The organism is Streptomyces sp. SID5469, assembly GCF_009862865.1.
Lineage (GTDB): Bacteria > Actinomycetota > Actinomycetes > Streptomycetales > Streptomycetaceae > Streptomyces > Streptomyces avermitilis.
The window spans coordinates 8,419,768-8,434,138 of record NZ_WWIN01000001.1 but is presented as its reverse complement, the minus strand read 5'-3'; the positions used below and the strand labels follow the sequence as shown (position 1 = coordinate 8,434,138).

10 protein-coding genes and 1 pseudogene are annotated in these 14,371 nt (G+C 73.0%); 7 read left to right on the top strand and 4 right to left on the bottom strand.

The window, feature by feature from the left end; all coding sequences use genetic code 11:
* Positions 1 to 35 precede the first annotated feature (35 nt).
* A complete protein-coding gene (locus GTY58_RS36700; protein ID WP_010988465.1) occupies positions 36 to 1,193 on the top strand; it encodes an ROK family transcriptional regulator in 1,158 nt (385 codons plus the stop codon).
* A gap of 226 nt (positions 1,194 to 1,419) precedes the next feature.
* Here the strand turns inward: GTY58_RS36700 and GTY58_RS36695 are convergent, their stop codons facing one another.
* On the bottom strand, positions 1,420 to 2,181 hold the full coding sequence (locus GTY58_RS36695; RefSeq protein WP_010988464.1) for a GntR family transcriptional regulator: 762 nt from the start codon (positions 2,179 to 2,181) through the stop codon (positions 1,420 to 1,422).
* 250 nt (positions 2,182 to 2,431) lie between these two features.
* Positions 2,432 to 3,316 (bottom strand): RNA polymerase sigma-70 factor, encoded by an 885-nt coding sequence (locus GTY58_RS36690; RefSeq protein ID WP_010988463.1) that lies wholly within the window; start codon positions 3,314 to 3,316, stop codon positions 2,432 to 2,434.
* A 259-nt stretch (positions 3,317 to 3,575) separates the two neighbouring features.
* Here GTY58_RS36690 and GTY58_RS36685 point away from each other — a divergent pair, with 259 nt between their 5' ends.
* Positions 3,576 to 4,406, top strand: a complete 831-nt coding sequence (locus GTY58_RS36685; RefSeq protein ID WP_037647019.1) for an alpha/beta fold hydrolase — start codon at positions 3,576 to 3,578, stop codon at positions 4,404 to 4,406.
* Positions 4,407 to 4,499: 93 nt separating this feature from the next.
* On the opposite strand, the pseudogene GTY58_RS36680 reads toward GTY58_RS36685, so the two are convergent.
* Positions 4,500 to 5,288 (bottom strand): annotated as a pseudogene (locus GTY58_RS36680) (EamA family transporter); the annotation flags it as partial.
* A 47-nt stretch (positions 5,289 to 5,335) separates the two neighbouring features.
* On the opposite strand from GTY58_RS36680, the gene GTY58_RS36675 reads away from it, so the two are divergent.
* The 3 genes from GTY58_RS36675 (at position 5,336) to GTY58_RS36665 (ending at position 10,476) form a co-directional block, all read left to right on the top strand.
* Positions 5,336 to 6,850 (top strand): PLP-dependent aminotransferase family protein, encoded by a 1,515-nt coding sequence (locus GTY58_RS36675; protein WP_078234938.1) that lies wholly within the window; start codon positions 5,336 to 5,338, stop codon positions 6,848 to 6,850.
* Between the two features lie 254 nt (positions 6,851 to 7,104).
* On the top strand, positions 7,105 to 8,691 hold the full coding sequence (locus GTY58_RS36670) for an alkaline phosphatase D family protein (protein ID WP_037647016.1): 1,587 nt from the start codon (positions 7,105 to 7,107) through the stop codon (positions 8,689 to 8,691).
* 363 nt (positions 8,692 to 9,054) lie between these two features.
* Positions 9,055 to 10,476: a GNAT family N-acetyltransferase gene (locus GTY58_RS36665; protein ID WP_042493978.1), complete on the top strand. Its 1,422-nt coding sequence runs from the start codon at positions 9,055 to 9,057 to the stop codon at positions 10,474 to 10,476.
* A gap of 198 nt (positions 10,477 to 10,674) precedes the next feature.
* Here GTY58_RS36665 and GTY58_RS36660 read toward each other — a convergent pair whose 3' ends face one another.
* On the bottom strand, positions 10,675 to 12,081 hold the full coding sequence (locus tag GTY58_RS36660) for a PLP-dependent transferase (RefSeq protein ID WP_237528940.1): 1,407 nt from the start codon (positions 12,079 to 12,081) through the stop codon (positions 10,675 to 10,677).
* Between GTY58_RS36660 and GTY58_RS36655 the strand changes: the two genes are divergently transcribed.
* Both GTY58_RS36655 and GTY58_RS36650 read left to right on the top strand, forming a co-directional pair.
* Positions 12,043 to 12,546 (top strand): Lrp/AsnC family transcriptional regulator, encoded by a 504-nt coding sequence (locus GTY58_RS36655; protein WP_037647013.1) that lies wholly within the window; start codon positions 12,043 to 12,045, stop codon positions 12,544 to 12,546. The genes GTY58_RS36660 and GTY58_RS36655 overlap by 39 nt on opposite strands.
* Positions 12,547 to 12,608: 62 nt before the next feature.
* Positions 12,609 to 14,300, top strand: a complete 1,692-nt coding sequence (locus GTY58_RS36650) for a DUF885 domain-containing protein (RefSeq protein ID WP_010988455.1) — start codon at positions 12,609 to 12,611, stop codon at positions 14,298 to 14,300.
* Positions 14,301 to 14,371: the final 71 nt, after the last annotated feature.

Here is a 14,371-nt window from a genome sequence, read left to right as displayed (position 1 = left end):
CCGGCCAACACGCGCACGAGCTGGGAGGACGGACGTTGGGGCGGCTGACCGGCGGGGACCCCTCTCTGCTTCGAAGGATCAATTCCGCGGTGGTGCTGCACGCGCTGCGTGCCGCCGACTGCGCGACGCTCACCGAGGTCACCCGGGTGACCGGACTGTCCCGGCCCACCGTCGAGGGTGTCGTGGAGGGGTTGATCGAGGCCGGGCTCGTGGTCGAGAAGGCCGCCGAGGAAGGTGCCGCCCGGCGCCAGGGGCGGCCCGCCCGCCGCTTCCGGTTCCGGGCCGAGGCGGGTCATCTGCTGGGTCTGGAGATCGGCCCGCACCGGGTGGCCGCGCTCCTCGCGGACCTGGACGGCCGGGTCCTGGGCGCCATGGCCAAGGACGTCGACGAGACCGCCTCGGCGGACGAGCGGCTGGAGCGGCTGCGTACGGCGGTCGCCGAGCTGCTGCGCCGGGCAGGCGTCGCCCGCAGCTCCCTGCGCGCCGTCGGGGTCGGCAGCCCGGGCATCATCGAGGCGGACGGCACCGTACGGCTGGGGACGGCGCTGCCGGAGTGGACGGGGCTGCGTCTCGGCGAGCGGCTGAACCGTTCCTTCAAGTGCCCGGTGCTGGTGGAGAACGACGCCAACGCGGCGGCGGTCGCCGAGCACTGGAAGGGCGCGGCGACCGAGTCCGACGACCTCGTGTTCGTGCTGGCCGGGCTGAGCCCGGGGGCCGGCGCACTGATCGGCGGGCGGCTGCACCGGGGCTACGGGGGCGCGGCCGGGGAGATCGGCGCGCTGCATCTGCTGGGCCGCGGGGCGACCCCGGAGACGCTGTTGTCGACCACCGACGAGCCCCTGCATCCGCTCGACGAGCGGGCGGTCGCCGAGGTCTTCGCGCACGCGCGCGAGGGGGATCAGCGGGCCCGTGCGGCCGTCGACCGCTTCATCCAGCGCCTTGTGCACGACGTGGCGGCCCTCGCCCTGGCCCTCGACCCCGAACTGGTCGTGATCGGCGGCTGGGCGGCGGGCCTGGACGGCGTGCTGGACCCGCTGCGGCGCGAGCTGGCCCGCTACTGTCTGCGCCCGCCGAAGGTGACCCTGTCGATGCTGGGCGAGGCGGCGGTGGCGACCGGGGCGCTGCGTCTGGCCCTCGACCACGTGGAGGAGCAGCTGTTCGCGGTGGAGGGCACGGTGACGGCGCGGCGCTGAACGGGCCCTTGGGGTAAGCCCTTTGGCCAGGCCGCTCGGACAAGCCCTGTGGGTAAGCCGTATGGGTAGGCCCCACGGGTAAGAGGCGGCGCGTCCGGAAAAAGCGTCGCGCCCCGGGTTGTCCGGGGCGCGACGGGTGCGGCTTGGATTGTCCGGCTGACCGGGTGTCCGGCTGTCCGGGGCGCCGCGGGTGCGGGCGGGCTCGGTGGCCGGTCCCGCGGACCGTTCAGGAAGCCCGGCGCTCCGGGTCGTGGTGTATCTCCACGCCCCCCGAGTCACCGAAGGTCAGTCGGCATGTGTCAGCGCGATACGTGGCGACGGAGACCGCCGCCGCACGGCCCTCGGCGAAGAAGCGGGTCGTGACGACGAGGACGGGCGCGCCGGGCAGCCGGTCGAGTTCCTTGGCGTCCTCGGCGCGGGCCGAGCCCAGCTCCACGGCCCGGTCCTGGCCCTCCAGCTCCAGGCGCTGCAACTCGCGCAGCACGGCACGCGCGCGTGCGGCGCCGGAGGGTGCGTCGATGGCCGACAGGTCGGGCACCGAAAAGTCCGGGATGTAGAGCAGTTCGGCGGCGACGGGGTGTCCGTGAGTGACGCGGGAGCGGCGTACGGTGTGCACCTGCTCGTTCCGGCCGGTCTCCAGGACGCCGGCGACCGCGGGGGGCGGGGCCGCCACCGTGCAGTCCACGGGCTGCCAGGCGTCACCGGCCGCGCCCGGCCAGGTGTGCTGCTCGGACCCGACGGCCACCCCCATGCGGGGCGGGGCGACCGTGGTGCCCACACCCCGGCGGCGCTGGAGCCGGCCTTCCAGTTCGAGCTGTTCCAGAGCCTGGCGGAGCGTGGCGCGGGCGACGCCGAAGCGGGCCGCGAGGTCACGCTCGTTCGGCAGGATCTCGCCCACCGAGAACTCGGAGTCGAGTGCCTCACTGAGCACGGTCTTGAGATGCCAGTACTTAGGCTCCGGTACCGATTCCAGCTGCGTGGTCCCCACCCTGTCCTCCGCAATCGCCGTGGCCCGGCGGCTTTTTAGCGCCCTTGTTTATTAAAGGTTGTTGCACTTTCTCTGCGACCATAGGGCCGCCCCCACCCTTGGTCAAGACCAATCCTCGATCGCTTGGGGATTGCGCGGGTACGCCGACGCTGAGCGTTCACAGGGCGTTCGCGCCGCGCGATGTCCGCGTCACACAGCGGAAGCCCCCGTTCATGAGAACGGGGGCTCCTCGTGGTCGTACGCGCCTGCCCTAGCCGGCGGAGAGGGACACCAGCTTCTCGGGATTGCGGATGATGTAGACGCACTGGATACGGCCGTCGGCCACGTCCAGCTGGAAAACACTGTCGGGCTTGCCCGCGGACAGGACCAGCAGCGCCGGACCGCCGTTGACCTCAAGGGAGCGGAACGACACGTCCGCGACGCCCTTCCGGGTGACGCCGACGAGGAAGCGCCCGACCTTGTCGGCGGACTCCAGGACCCGCCGGGGTGCCCGGGCGCGGCCGCCGCTGTCGCCGACCAGTCGGACGTCCGGGGCGAGCATCGACATGAGCCCCTCGAGATCGCCCTCGGCCGCGGCGGCGAGGAACCGCTCGGTCAGGTCGCGGCGCTCGGCGGGGTCGACCTCGTACCGCGGCCGCCCCTCGTCCACGTGTTTGCGGGCGCGTCCGGCGAGCTGCCGTACCGCGGCCTCGCTGCGCTCCAGGGTGACCGCGATGTCCGCGAAGGGGAACCCGAAGGCCTCCCTCAGCACGAAGACCGCGCGCTCCAGCGGCGACAGCGACTCCAGGACGACGAGAACGGCCAGGGAGACGGAGTCCGCGAGCACGGCCCGCTCCGCCGCGTCCGGCACGGTGTCGCCGAAGTCGGTCAGGTAGGGCTCGGGCAGCCACGGCCCCACGTACGCCTCGTTGCGCGACCGCAACTGGCGCAGCCGGTCGATGGCCAGCCGGGTGGTGATGCGCACCAGGTAGCGGCGCGGCTCGCGCACATCGGAGCGGTCGGCGCCCGACCAGCGCAGCCAGGCTTCCTGCACCACGTCCTCGGCGTCGGCCACCCGTCCGAGCATGCGGTAGGCGACACCCATCAGGACGGGGCGGTGCTCTACGAAGACCTCGGTCGCGGCGTCGGTGGTCACGCTTCCATCCCATCCGACGCCTCCCGCCGTGTCCAGGCGGAACCGGTGTCGGCCGGAGCACAATGGCCGCGGGGTCCACCCGTGCCCGGACCTCTTCCGGCACTTCGGGGACGCGGAGTTCAACCTGGAGGCGCGCAGGGCGCGTTGAAGGGCTACGCGCGCGTGGTTGACGGTGACCGGGGGCTACCCGTCGGTAGCAGTTGCTGACAAGCTGTCTACGAAAGCGTCCGTCAGTGCGTCCCCAGACAAGGAGCGGCCCATGTCCGCCACGGTCTCGTTCAGTGTCCCCTCTCCGCGCGGCCCGCGGACCGCGACCGTCTCCTACGCGCGCGTGGGCGCCGGCGAGCCGCTGCTTCTGTTGCACGGCATCGGCCACCACCGGCAGGCCTGGGACCCGGTCGTCGACATCCTGGCGACGGAGCGGGACGTCATCGCGGTCGACCTCCCCGGCTTCGGCGAGTCCCCCGCGCTGCCCGACGGGCTCAGGCACGACCTGTCGACGGTGGTGCCCGTGCTCGGCGCCCTGTGCGAGGCACTGGGGATCGAGCGTCCGCATGTGGCGGGCAACTCCCTGGGCGGTCTGCTGGCCCTGGAGTTGGGCCGGGAGAAGCTCGTGCGGTCCGTGACGGCGCTCTCGCCCGCCGGCTTCTGGACGCCGGTCGAGCGGCGGTACGCCTTCGGGGTGCTGATGGCGATGCGACAGGGCGCACGGCAGCTGCCGCTTCCGGTGGTCGAGCGGCTGTCCCGTACGGCGGTCGGCCGCGCCGCGCTGACGAGCACCATCTACGCCCGCCCGGGGCGCCGTTCACCCGAGGCGGTCGTCGCCGAGACGCTCGCCCTGGCCAACGCCGCGGCGTTCTCCGAGACCCTCAAGGCGGGCACCACCGTCCAGTTCACGGACGACATCCCCGCCGTGCCGGTCACCGTGGCGTGGGGTACCAAGGACCGGCTCCTGGTCCGCCGCCAGGGGGTGCGGGCGAAGCAGATCATCCCCAGGGCCCGGCTGGTGCGGCTGCCCGGTTGCGGGCACGTCCCGATGAACGACGATCCGGCGCTGGTCGCGCGGGTCGTCCTGGACGGCAGTCGCTGAGCGCCCGGCGCCGCGCCGCAACGCGCCCGAACCCAGGGCGACTCCGGCTCCGACCAGCCCGCTGCCCGCGGCCTGGACGGCGCCGTACGAGCCGGTGCCGACCAGGGGCGCCGTGCAGGCCGCCGCGACGGGGATGAGGCCGGAGAAGAGGGTCGCGCGCTCGGCGCCGATGCGCTGCATGCCCATGTACCAGCAGACGAAGCCGACGACCGTGACGACCGCCGCCTGCCACAGCAGTGCGGCGGCCTCGGTGCGGTCCGGGGTGCGCAGCCATGCCGTGCCGTCCACGACGAGTCCCACCGCCGCGGACTCGGCCGCGGCCATCGCGCAGACGACGGCCGACAGCAGCCTCGGGCCGAGCGGACGCAGCACGGGCACGGCGAGCACGGCGAACCCGACTTCACCGGCCAGCGCGCTCAAGGAGAAGGCGATCCCCGCACCGTCCGCACGACCCCAGCCCTGCACGGTGAAGGCGCCGACGGCCACGAGCGACGCACCGCACAGGACGAGGCGTTGCGGACGGCGTCCCTCCACAAGGGGCATGACGACCGCCACGACCACCGGGGCACAGCCCACGAAGACGCCCGGCACCGCCGGCTCCGCGGAGCGCTCGGCGGCGATCACGGAGAGGTTGAAGCCGACCATGCCGACGGCCGCGAGGGCGGCCAGACGTACCCACTGACGGGACGTGAGGCAGCGCAGCGGCGCCGTGCCGCCCCGGCCGACCAGGGGCAGGAGCAGCAGGCAGGCGAGGCCGTAGCGCAGGAACTGGCCGCCCGCGTACGGGTAGTGGCCGAGGACGCTGTTGGCGGTGAAGGAGCCTCCGACGAGGACACAGGCGAGGGCGGCGAGCAGAGCCCCGCGGGTGGTGGTCGCGTTCATGACGGCGACGCTACGAACGGAACCGGTCCGGTTTAAGGTCCACTTCCATGACGTCATCGGGGACCAATGCGGAGGTGCCGGGCGGGCTCGGGGCGGTGCCGGGCGAGTCCGGGCCGGCGCCGTCCGGACAGGTGTCTGGGGCGGGCGAGTCCGTGTCGTCCGGGTCCGCACCGTGGGCCGCCGCCTGGGAGTTGCTCCTGCCGGCCGCCGCGGCGCCGGCACGCGCGCGTGGGCGCGGTCTCCAGGCCGCCCTGCGTACGGCCGTCCGCTCCGGGAGGCTCGCGCCCGGGACCCGGCTGCCGTCGAGCCGTGAACTCGCCGCGGACCTCGGCGTGTCCCGGGGCCTGGTGACGGAGGCGTACGAGCAGTTGACCGCGGAGGGGTATCTGCGCAGCGGCCGGGGCGCCGGAACCTGGGTGGGCGGCGCAGCCCGCGCCGCCCACCCACGCGCGCGTGACTTCGCCCCGCGCTCCCCCGGTGCCCGCGCGGACTTCCTGCCCGGCACTCCGGACCTGTCCCTGTTTCCCCGTACGGCCTGGGCGGCCGCACACCGCGCCGTGCTCGCGGAGCTCCCCCACCACGCGCTGGGCTACCCGGATCCGCGCGGCCTGGCCCGGTTGCGTACCGCCCTTGCCGAGCTGCTGGCACGGCGCAGGGGCGTCGTCGCGGACCCCGAGCGGATCGTGGTCGTCTCCGGAGTGGCGCAGGCGACCACCCTGCTCGGATTCGTGCTGCACGCGCGCGGGACGACGACCGTGGGCGTCGAGGATCCCGGAAGCCCGGAACACAGTGCCCTCTACGCGTCGGCCGGCATCGGCACCGTACCGCTGCCCCTGGACGAGGAGGGGCTGGCCACCGGGCCGCTGCGCGACTCGGGCGTACGAGCGGTCGTGACCACGCCCGCCCACCAGTTCCCCTCGGGAATCGCCTACTCGGCGCGCCGCCGCGCCGAACTGCTGGACTGGGCACGCTCGGTGAACGGGCTGGTGGTCGAGGACGACTACGACGGGGACTTCCGTTACGACCGTGCCCCCGTGGGCGCCCTCCAGGGACTCGATCCCGAGCATGTCGCGTACACGGGTTCGATCAGTAAGTCGCTCGCCCCCGGACTGCGGCTCGGCTGGCTGCTCGTCCCCGCCTCGATCGCCGAGGAGGTCGTGGAGCGGAAGCGGACCATGGACCTCGGGAACCCGGTCGTCGATCAGGCGCTCCTGGCCCGGTTCGTGGAAGGCGGCGACTACGACCGCCAGCTGCGCCGCTGCCAGCGCGCCTACAAGGAGCGGCGCGACACTCTCGTATCCGCTCTGGAGGAGCACTTTCCGGGGGCGGAGGTCTCCGGGATCGCGGCGGGCCTGCATGTCATCGCCTCGCTGCCCGATCGGTACGGGCCGGTGGACCGGTTCCTGAAGCGGGCGGCCGCGGCCGGAGTCGCGGTGCGGCCGCTGGCGTCGTACGGGACGGCACCGGACGACGCGGTACGGCTGGTGCTGGGCTACGCGCATCTGCCGCCCGCGCGGATCCGTGCGGGGGTACGGCTGATGTCGGACGCGGTGCGCGGCTGACCCGACGTCAGGGCCGTGTCGACGGCGCGCCGACCAGCGCCTCGCGGCCGTCGCACGCCGACACACGCCGACGCACACCGCCACACGCCGACAAGCGCTTCGCGGCCGGCGTCCTGCTGTCGTGACACGTTCGCGTCACCCCGGTTCCGTCGGCGCCGGGGTCGGTTGTTCACTTGTGGTTTCCATGTGCGCTGCGGCGCACCAGTAGTTGTGGCGTTGCACACCGGCCGGAATCCGTCCCTGGAGGCTCATCGATGTCACTACTCCCGTTGCCGGGCCGTCGCAGCGTGCTGCGCGGCTCCCTCGCCGCGTCGGCGGCCCTGACTCTGCCCGCCATGCCCGGCTCGGCACCGGCGTTCGCCCTCTCGGGGCGGCCGAAGGCGGGGTGGGGCGTCCAGGCCGGAGACGTGACGGCCCATTCCGGTCTCGTCTGGGTACGGTCCGACCGCCCGGCCCGGATGATCGTCGAGACCTCCGCGACCGAGGCGTTCCGCAGCCCGCGCAGGTGGCAGGGCCCGCTCGTCGGCGCGAACACGGACTTCACCGGCACGACGCGGCTGCACGGGCTGCCCGCGGGCGAGCAGATCCACTACCGGGTGCTCCTCGCCGACCCGGACGATCCGCGGCGCACCGGTGAGCCGGTCACCGGCACCTTCCGCACGACGCCGCCCGGGCGGCGCGGCGGGGTGCGCTTCCTGTGGTCGGGCGACCTGGCGGGGCAGGGCTGGGGCATCAACCCGGACCTGGGGGGTTACCGGATCTACGACGCGATGGCCGGGCTCGACCCGGACTTCTTCCTGTGCAGCGGCGACAGCATCTACGCCGACGGGCCGATCTCGGCCACCGCCGCGCTGCCGGGCGGCGGCACCTGGCGGAACATCACCACCGAGGAGAAGTCCAAGGTGGCCGAGACCCTGGCCGAGTTCCGCGGCAACTTCCGGTACAACCTGCTCGACGAGAACCTCAAGCGGTTCAACGCCCAGGTCCCCTCGATCATCCAGTGGGACGACCACGAGGTGCGGAACAACTGGTACCCGGGCGAGGTGATCGCGGACTCGGACACCCGTTACACGGAGAAGAGCGTCGACGTCCTGGCCGGCCGTGCCCGCCGGGCGTTCAGCGAGTACTTCCCCATCTCGACGCTGCACCCCGGCGCCGGTGAAGGGCGGGTGAACCGGGTCGTGCGGCACGGTCCGCTGCTGGACGTCTTCGTGCTGGACATGCGTACGTACCGCAACGCGAACTCGCCCGGCCGGCAGACCACCGACCCGCAGGGCATCCTCGGCGCCGAGCAGCTCGGGTGGCTCAAGCGGGAGCTGGCGACGTCGCGCGCGGTGTGGAAGGTGATCGCCGCGGACATGCCGCTGGGCCTGGTCGTGCCCGACACGACCGAGGGGAAGCCGAACATCGAAGCCGTGGCCCAGGGCGACCCGGGCGCGCCGCTCGGCCGGGAGCTCCAGATCGCCGAGCTGCTGCGGTTCATCAAGCACCGGCGGGTCACCGGCACGGTCTGGCTGACGGCCGATGTGCACCACACCTCGGCACAGCACTACCAGCCGTCACGGGCCGCGTTCACGGACTTCGAGCCGTTCTGGGAGTTCGTCTCGGGCCCGTTGAACGCCGGTGCGTTCCCGGCGAGCGCGCTGGACGACACGTTCGGTCCGGAGCGGGTGTTCGTGAAGGCGCCGACCGCGTCGAACGTCTCTCCCGCCGGCGGATACCAGTTCTTCGGCGAGGTCGACATCGACGGCGACAGCGGGGAGCTGACGGTCCGGCTGCGCGAGCAGGACGGGACGGTGCTGTTCACACAGGTGTTGCAGCCGGGGCGCGTGGGGCAGTGACAGCGGGGCGGGCGAGCATCAGCCGGTAACTCGCCCGGCCGGTCGTCGACTTGTCGCCTCACCTGGCGCGGCCCGCCCCTGATCCGCCCGGCGGTCGGTGTGCGACGGCGGCCCGCCGACTCGCGTACTCTCGATCATCACGCCGCGCACCGGAGTCATCCCCCGGTGCGCGGCTGCCGTATGTCCCCGCTCCTGCGGGCCACGCCACCGCTCTGACCAGACAGGGCGCGCAGCTCGCACACTCGGCGCCAAGAAGTATTCAAAAGAACAACAAAAGGTGCAGAATCACACTTTACCGATCGGTCACAGAGCGTTTGTGATCACGCAACACCGTTCCTCCACAGTGGCTGCATGACTCCAGACATGTCTGATGTGACCCGTGCGAAGCACGGGCGTCCGGTCCACCACTGGCGGCGGGACGTCGTCGAACTCGCCGCGCTGTTCACGGCGGTGGCGGTGGCGGACGCGGTGGCCAATCTGATCGGGCACGCCCCCGACGGCCCCGCCCTGCTGGTGATCACGGCTGTCGTGCTCGCCGCGACGGCCGGATTCCACACATGGTGGGCACGGCGCCCTGGGCACGCCCCGCCGGTGGACGATACCGGCCCCCGGCCGCCCGCCGAGAGGCAGCAGGCCGGGCCGTCCGACGCGAACGCGGTCGCGGGCGCGACCGTGCTGTGGCGGATGCGGACGACGGTGCAGGACGAGCCGGGCTCGCTGGCCGCGCTGTGCACGGCGCTGGCCGGACAGCGGGTGGACATCCTCAGCCTGCAGACGCATCCGCTGGCGCAGGGCACGGTCGACGAGTTCCTGCTGCGTGCTCCGGCGCAGCTGGCCGGGGCGGAGGTCACGTACGCCATCTCGCGGGCCGGCGGCACCGGGACCTGGATCGAGCGCGCGGACGCGCACGACCTGGTGGACGCGCCGACACGCGTGCTCGGACTGGCCACCCGCACGGCGCTGGACGCGGCGGAACTCCCGCTCGCACTGCGGCAGTTGCTCGGCCGGTGCACGATCCGCTCGCTGCCCGCCGCCTCCCCCGGCTCCGGCCGCGTGAACGAGGGCGCGCCCGTCGAGGGGGCCCTGGAGGGCACGGTGCTGCGGCTACGGGCGCCGGAAGGCGGAGTGATCACGGTGGAGCGGCCGTATCTGCCGTTCACCCCGACGGAGTTCGCGCGGGCGCGGGCGCTGGTGGAACTGGACGCGCGGCTCGGTCCGCGCATTCCGCGCAGCCACGACGTACTACAGCTTCCCGAGGGCAGCGCGATCACCGTGCGCCGGGCCGACGTCTCGGACCTCGCAGCGGCGAAGGCGATGCACGAGCGCTGCTCGCCGCGCACGCTGAGCATGCGCTATCACGGCCCGCTCGGCGACGTGGACCGTTACCTCAACCACCTGCTCAGTCCGCGTTTCGGGCGCACGCTCGCCGTGCAGACCGCGTCGGGCCGCATCGTCGGGCTCGGCCATCTCCTCTGGGACGGCGACGAGACCGAGATCGCGCTGCTCGTCGAGGACGACTGGCAGCGGCGCGGCATCGGCGCTGAACTGCTCGGCCGTCTGGTGGCGATGGCGGTCGAGGCGGGCTGCGAGAACGTGTACGCGGTCACGCAGGCGTCCAACACCGGCATGGTCGCCGCGATGCGCGGCCTCGACCTGCCCCTCGACTACCAGATCGAGGAGGGCACCCTGGTGATCACGGCCCGCCTGGACGCGGCCGCGGTGCCCCCGCAGCCGCCGTACGACCCGGCGCTGGGGCAGCACACCGGGCACGGCACGAGGGACTAGGCGCGCACCGGCCCTACGCACCGGTCCTACGCAGCGGTACGCAGCGGTACGCAGCAGATCGGACGGACCGGCCCGGCGCATCGCGCCGGGCCGGTGTGCGTGGCCGGGTCCCCGGCACCTCCCGAACCCCCGACGGGGAGGGCGGGCGACCCCGGCCCCCGGTCCCCGGGCCGCGGCCCGCGGCCCGCTCCAGGAGGGCTATCGGTCCGCGGCCCGCTCCGGGAGCCGGAGCGCGGTCCGCGACGGTTCGCGGCCCGCTCCCGCCGTCTCGGGGAGCCGGTCCGTCCCCAGCGCCCCGTCCAGGTCCGCCCACAGGTCCTCGACGTCCTCGAGGCCCACCGACAGCCGCAGCAGCCGGTCGCTCACTCCGGCACCCCGGCGGTCCGCCGCGTCCACGATGCGATGGCTGATGGACGCCGGGTGCTGGATGAGGCTGTCGACGCTGCCGAGGCTCACGGCGGGGGTGATCAGGCGGACCCCGGCGATGACCTCATGGGGATCGCCGTACACCTCGAAGGCGATCATGGCGCCGCCGATGCGGGGATAGTGGACGCGGGCGACCCGCGGGTCGGCGGCGAGCCGACGGGCGAGTTCGGCGGCGTTCGAGGAGGCGGCCCGTACACGTATCGGGAGCGTCGAGAGACCGCGCAGCAGCAGATAGCCGGCGAGCGGATGGAGCACCCCGCCCGTCGCGAAGCGGATCTGGCGCAGCCCCCGGGCGAACTCCTCGTCGCAGGCCACCACTCCGGCCATCACGTCCCCGTGGCCGCCCAGGTATTTGGTGGCGCTGTGCAGCACGAGCCGGGCGCCGTGTTCGGCGGGGCGTTGCAGCACGGGGGTGGCGAAGGTGTTGTCCGCCAGCAGCGGTACGGAGCCGCAGGCGTGGGCGAGCGCCCGCAGATCGAGTTCGGCCAGCGTCGGGTTGGCCGGTGACTCCACCATGACAAGACCGGTGTCGGGGCGCAGGGCGTCCGCGACGCCCGCCGGGTCGACCCAGGTCACCTCGGAGCCGAGCAGTCCGGCGGTCAGCAGATGGTCGCTACAGCCGTACAGGGGCCGTACGGCGACGACATGCCGCAGGCCCATGGCGTTCCGTACGAGCAGCACCGCGCTCAGCGCCGCCATGCCGCTCGCGAACGCGACCGCGCTGTCCGTGCCCTCGAGCCGGGCGAGGGCGGTCTCGAAGCGGGCCACGGTCGGGTTGCCCAGCCGGCCGTAGACGGGCGGCCCGGCCGGCTCCGCGCCGTCGGCGGCGAAGGCGTCGATGCGGGCCGCCTCCGCACGGCTGTCGTACGAGGGGTAGGTCGTGGACAGGTCGATCGGCGCGGCGTGCAGACCCTGCCGGGCGAGGTCGTCCCGCCCGGCGTGCACGGCCTCGGTGTCCAGCGCCCGCACCGCGGGCCCGCCCCCGAAGCCGCCGGCGCCCCGGCCGTCGTCCACTGCGTCCGCTGCGTCCGCTGCGTCCGCGGTTTCATCCACGTATGTGTCGTAGCTGCCGAAGTTCATGCCGGGAAGCCTGAACAGCGGCCGGGGTCCGGGCGAAGAAGGTCGTGTTACGTTCGGCGCATGGGCGAATCCGTCGTACTCGATCCGGTGGATCTTCATTTGTTGCGGCTGTTGCAGAACGACGCCCGGACGACGTACCGCGACCTCGCGGCGCAGGTCGGGGTGGCGCCCTCGACCTGTCTCGACCGGGTGACGCGGCTGCGCCGCGCGGGAGTCATTCTCGGCCATCAACTGCGACTGGACCCGGCGAAACTGGGGCGGGGGCTGGAAGCGCTGCTGTCGGTGCAGGTCAGGCCGCATCGGCGGGAGTTGGTGGGCCCCTTCGTGGACCGGATCCGGGCGCTGCCCGAGTCGCGTACCGTCTTCCACCTCACCGGCCCCGACGACTACCTCGTCCATGTCGCGGTCGCCGACATGGCGGATCTGCAGAGGCTGGTCCTCGACGAGTTCACGTCGCAGCGCGAAGTGGCCCGGGTCGAGACCCGGTTGATCTTCCAGCAGTGGGACTGCGGTCCGCTGCTGCCGCCCGGGCCGCAGGTCACGCCCTCGGCGAAATCAGGCTGACACCGCGCCCGACCCGGCATATCGGCCTGACGCGGACCAGCTCTCCGTATAAGGATGTCCGCATGTCAGAGACGAAGAGCCCGCTGCCCCGCGAGGTCGCCGACGCGTATGTCGACGACCTCATCGCCCTCGATCCGGTCACGGGTACGTATCTCGGTGACAAGGCAAGCGCCGGCAAGCTGCCGGACTTCTCGCCCGCGGGCCACGAGGCCCTGGCGAAGCTGACGCGGACCACGCTGGCACGTCTCGACGAGGCGGAGCGGCAGCCCGGCGCGGACAGCGACATCGAGCGCCGCTGCGCCCGGCTGCTGCGTGAGCGCCTCACCGCGGAACTCGCCGTCCACGAGGCCGACGAGGGGCTGCGGGCGGTCGGCAACATGGACTCGCCCGCGCACTCGGTGCGCGAGGTCTTCACGATCACTCCCACGGACACGGACGAGGACTGGGCCTCGGTCGCCGAGCGGCTGCGCGCCGTGCCCGCCGCCCTGGCGGGCTACCGGGAGTCACTCGCCCTCGGCCTGGAGCGCAAGCTGTACGCGGGGCCGCGCCCCACCGCGACGTTCATCGGGCAGCTCACCGAGTGGTCGGACACGGACGGGCAGGGCCGCGGCTGGTACGAGGACTTCGTGGCGTCGGGCCCCGAGTCGCTGCGCACGGAGCTGGACGCGGCCGCGCGCACCGCGACCGGGGCCCTGGTGTCCCTGCGGGACTGGATGCGCGACGTCTACGCGCCGACGATCGAGGGCGCGCCGGACACGGTCGGCCGTGAACGGTACGCGCGCTGGTCGCGCTACTACAACGGTACGGACCTCGACCTCGACGAGGCGTACGCGTACGGCTGGGCCGAGTACCACCGCCTCCTCGCCGAGATGAAGACCGAGGCCGAGAAGATCCTGCCGGGCGCCGAGACCCCGTGGGTGGCGCTCGCGCACCTCGACGAGCACGGCGCGCACATCGAGGGCGTCGACGAGGTACGCGACTGGCTCCAGGCACTGATGGACCAGGCGATCGAGGCGCTCGACGGCACGCACTTCGAACTCGCCGAGCGGGTACGGAAGGTGGAGTCCCGCATCGCGCCGCCCGGCAGTGCGGCGGCGCCGTACTACACGGCCCCCTCGGAGGACTTCTCGCGCCCCGGGCGTACCTGGCTGCCGACGATGGGCCTGACCCGCTTCCCGGTGTACGACCTCGTGTCGACCTGGTACCACGAGGGCGTCCCCGGCCACCACCTCCAGCTCGCCCAGTGGGCGCACGTCGCGGAGAACCTCTCGCGCTACCAGGCCACGGTCGGCGGGGTCAGCGCCAACTGCGAGGGCTGGGCGCTGTACGCGGAGCGGCTGATGGACGAGCTGGGCTTCCTCACGGACGCGGAGCAGCGGCTCGGCTATCTGGACGCCCAGATGATGCGCGCGGCCCGCGTCATCGTCGACATCGGCATGCATCTGGAGCTGGAGATCCCGGCGGACTCGCCGTTCCACCCGGGTGGGCGCTGGACTCCCGAGCTGGCGGAGGAGTTCTTCGCCGCGCACAGCAGCCGCCCGGCGGACTACGTGGAGAGCGAGCTCACCCGCTATCTCTCCATCCCGGGTCAGGCCATCGGCTACAAGCTCGGCGAGCGGGCCTGGCTGCTGGGCCGCGAGAACGCGAAGAAGCGTCATGGCGACGCCTTCGACGCGAAGGCATGGCACATGGCGGCCCTGTCCCAGGGCTCGCTGGGCCTGGACGACCTGGTCGACGAACTGTCGCGGCTGTGATGGTTCGTCGGCTGTCGCGGCTGTGACGGTTCGTCGGCTGTCGCAGCCCTTCGGCGGCGGCCGGGTTCGCG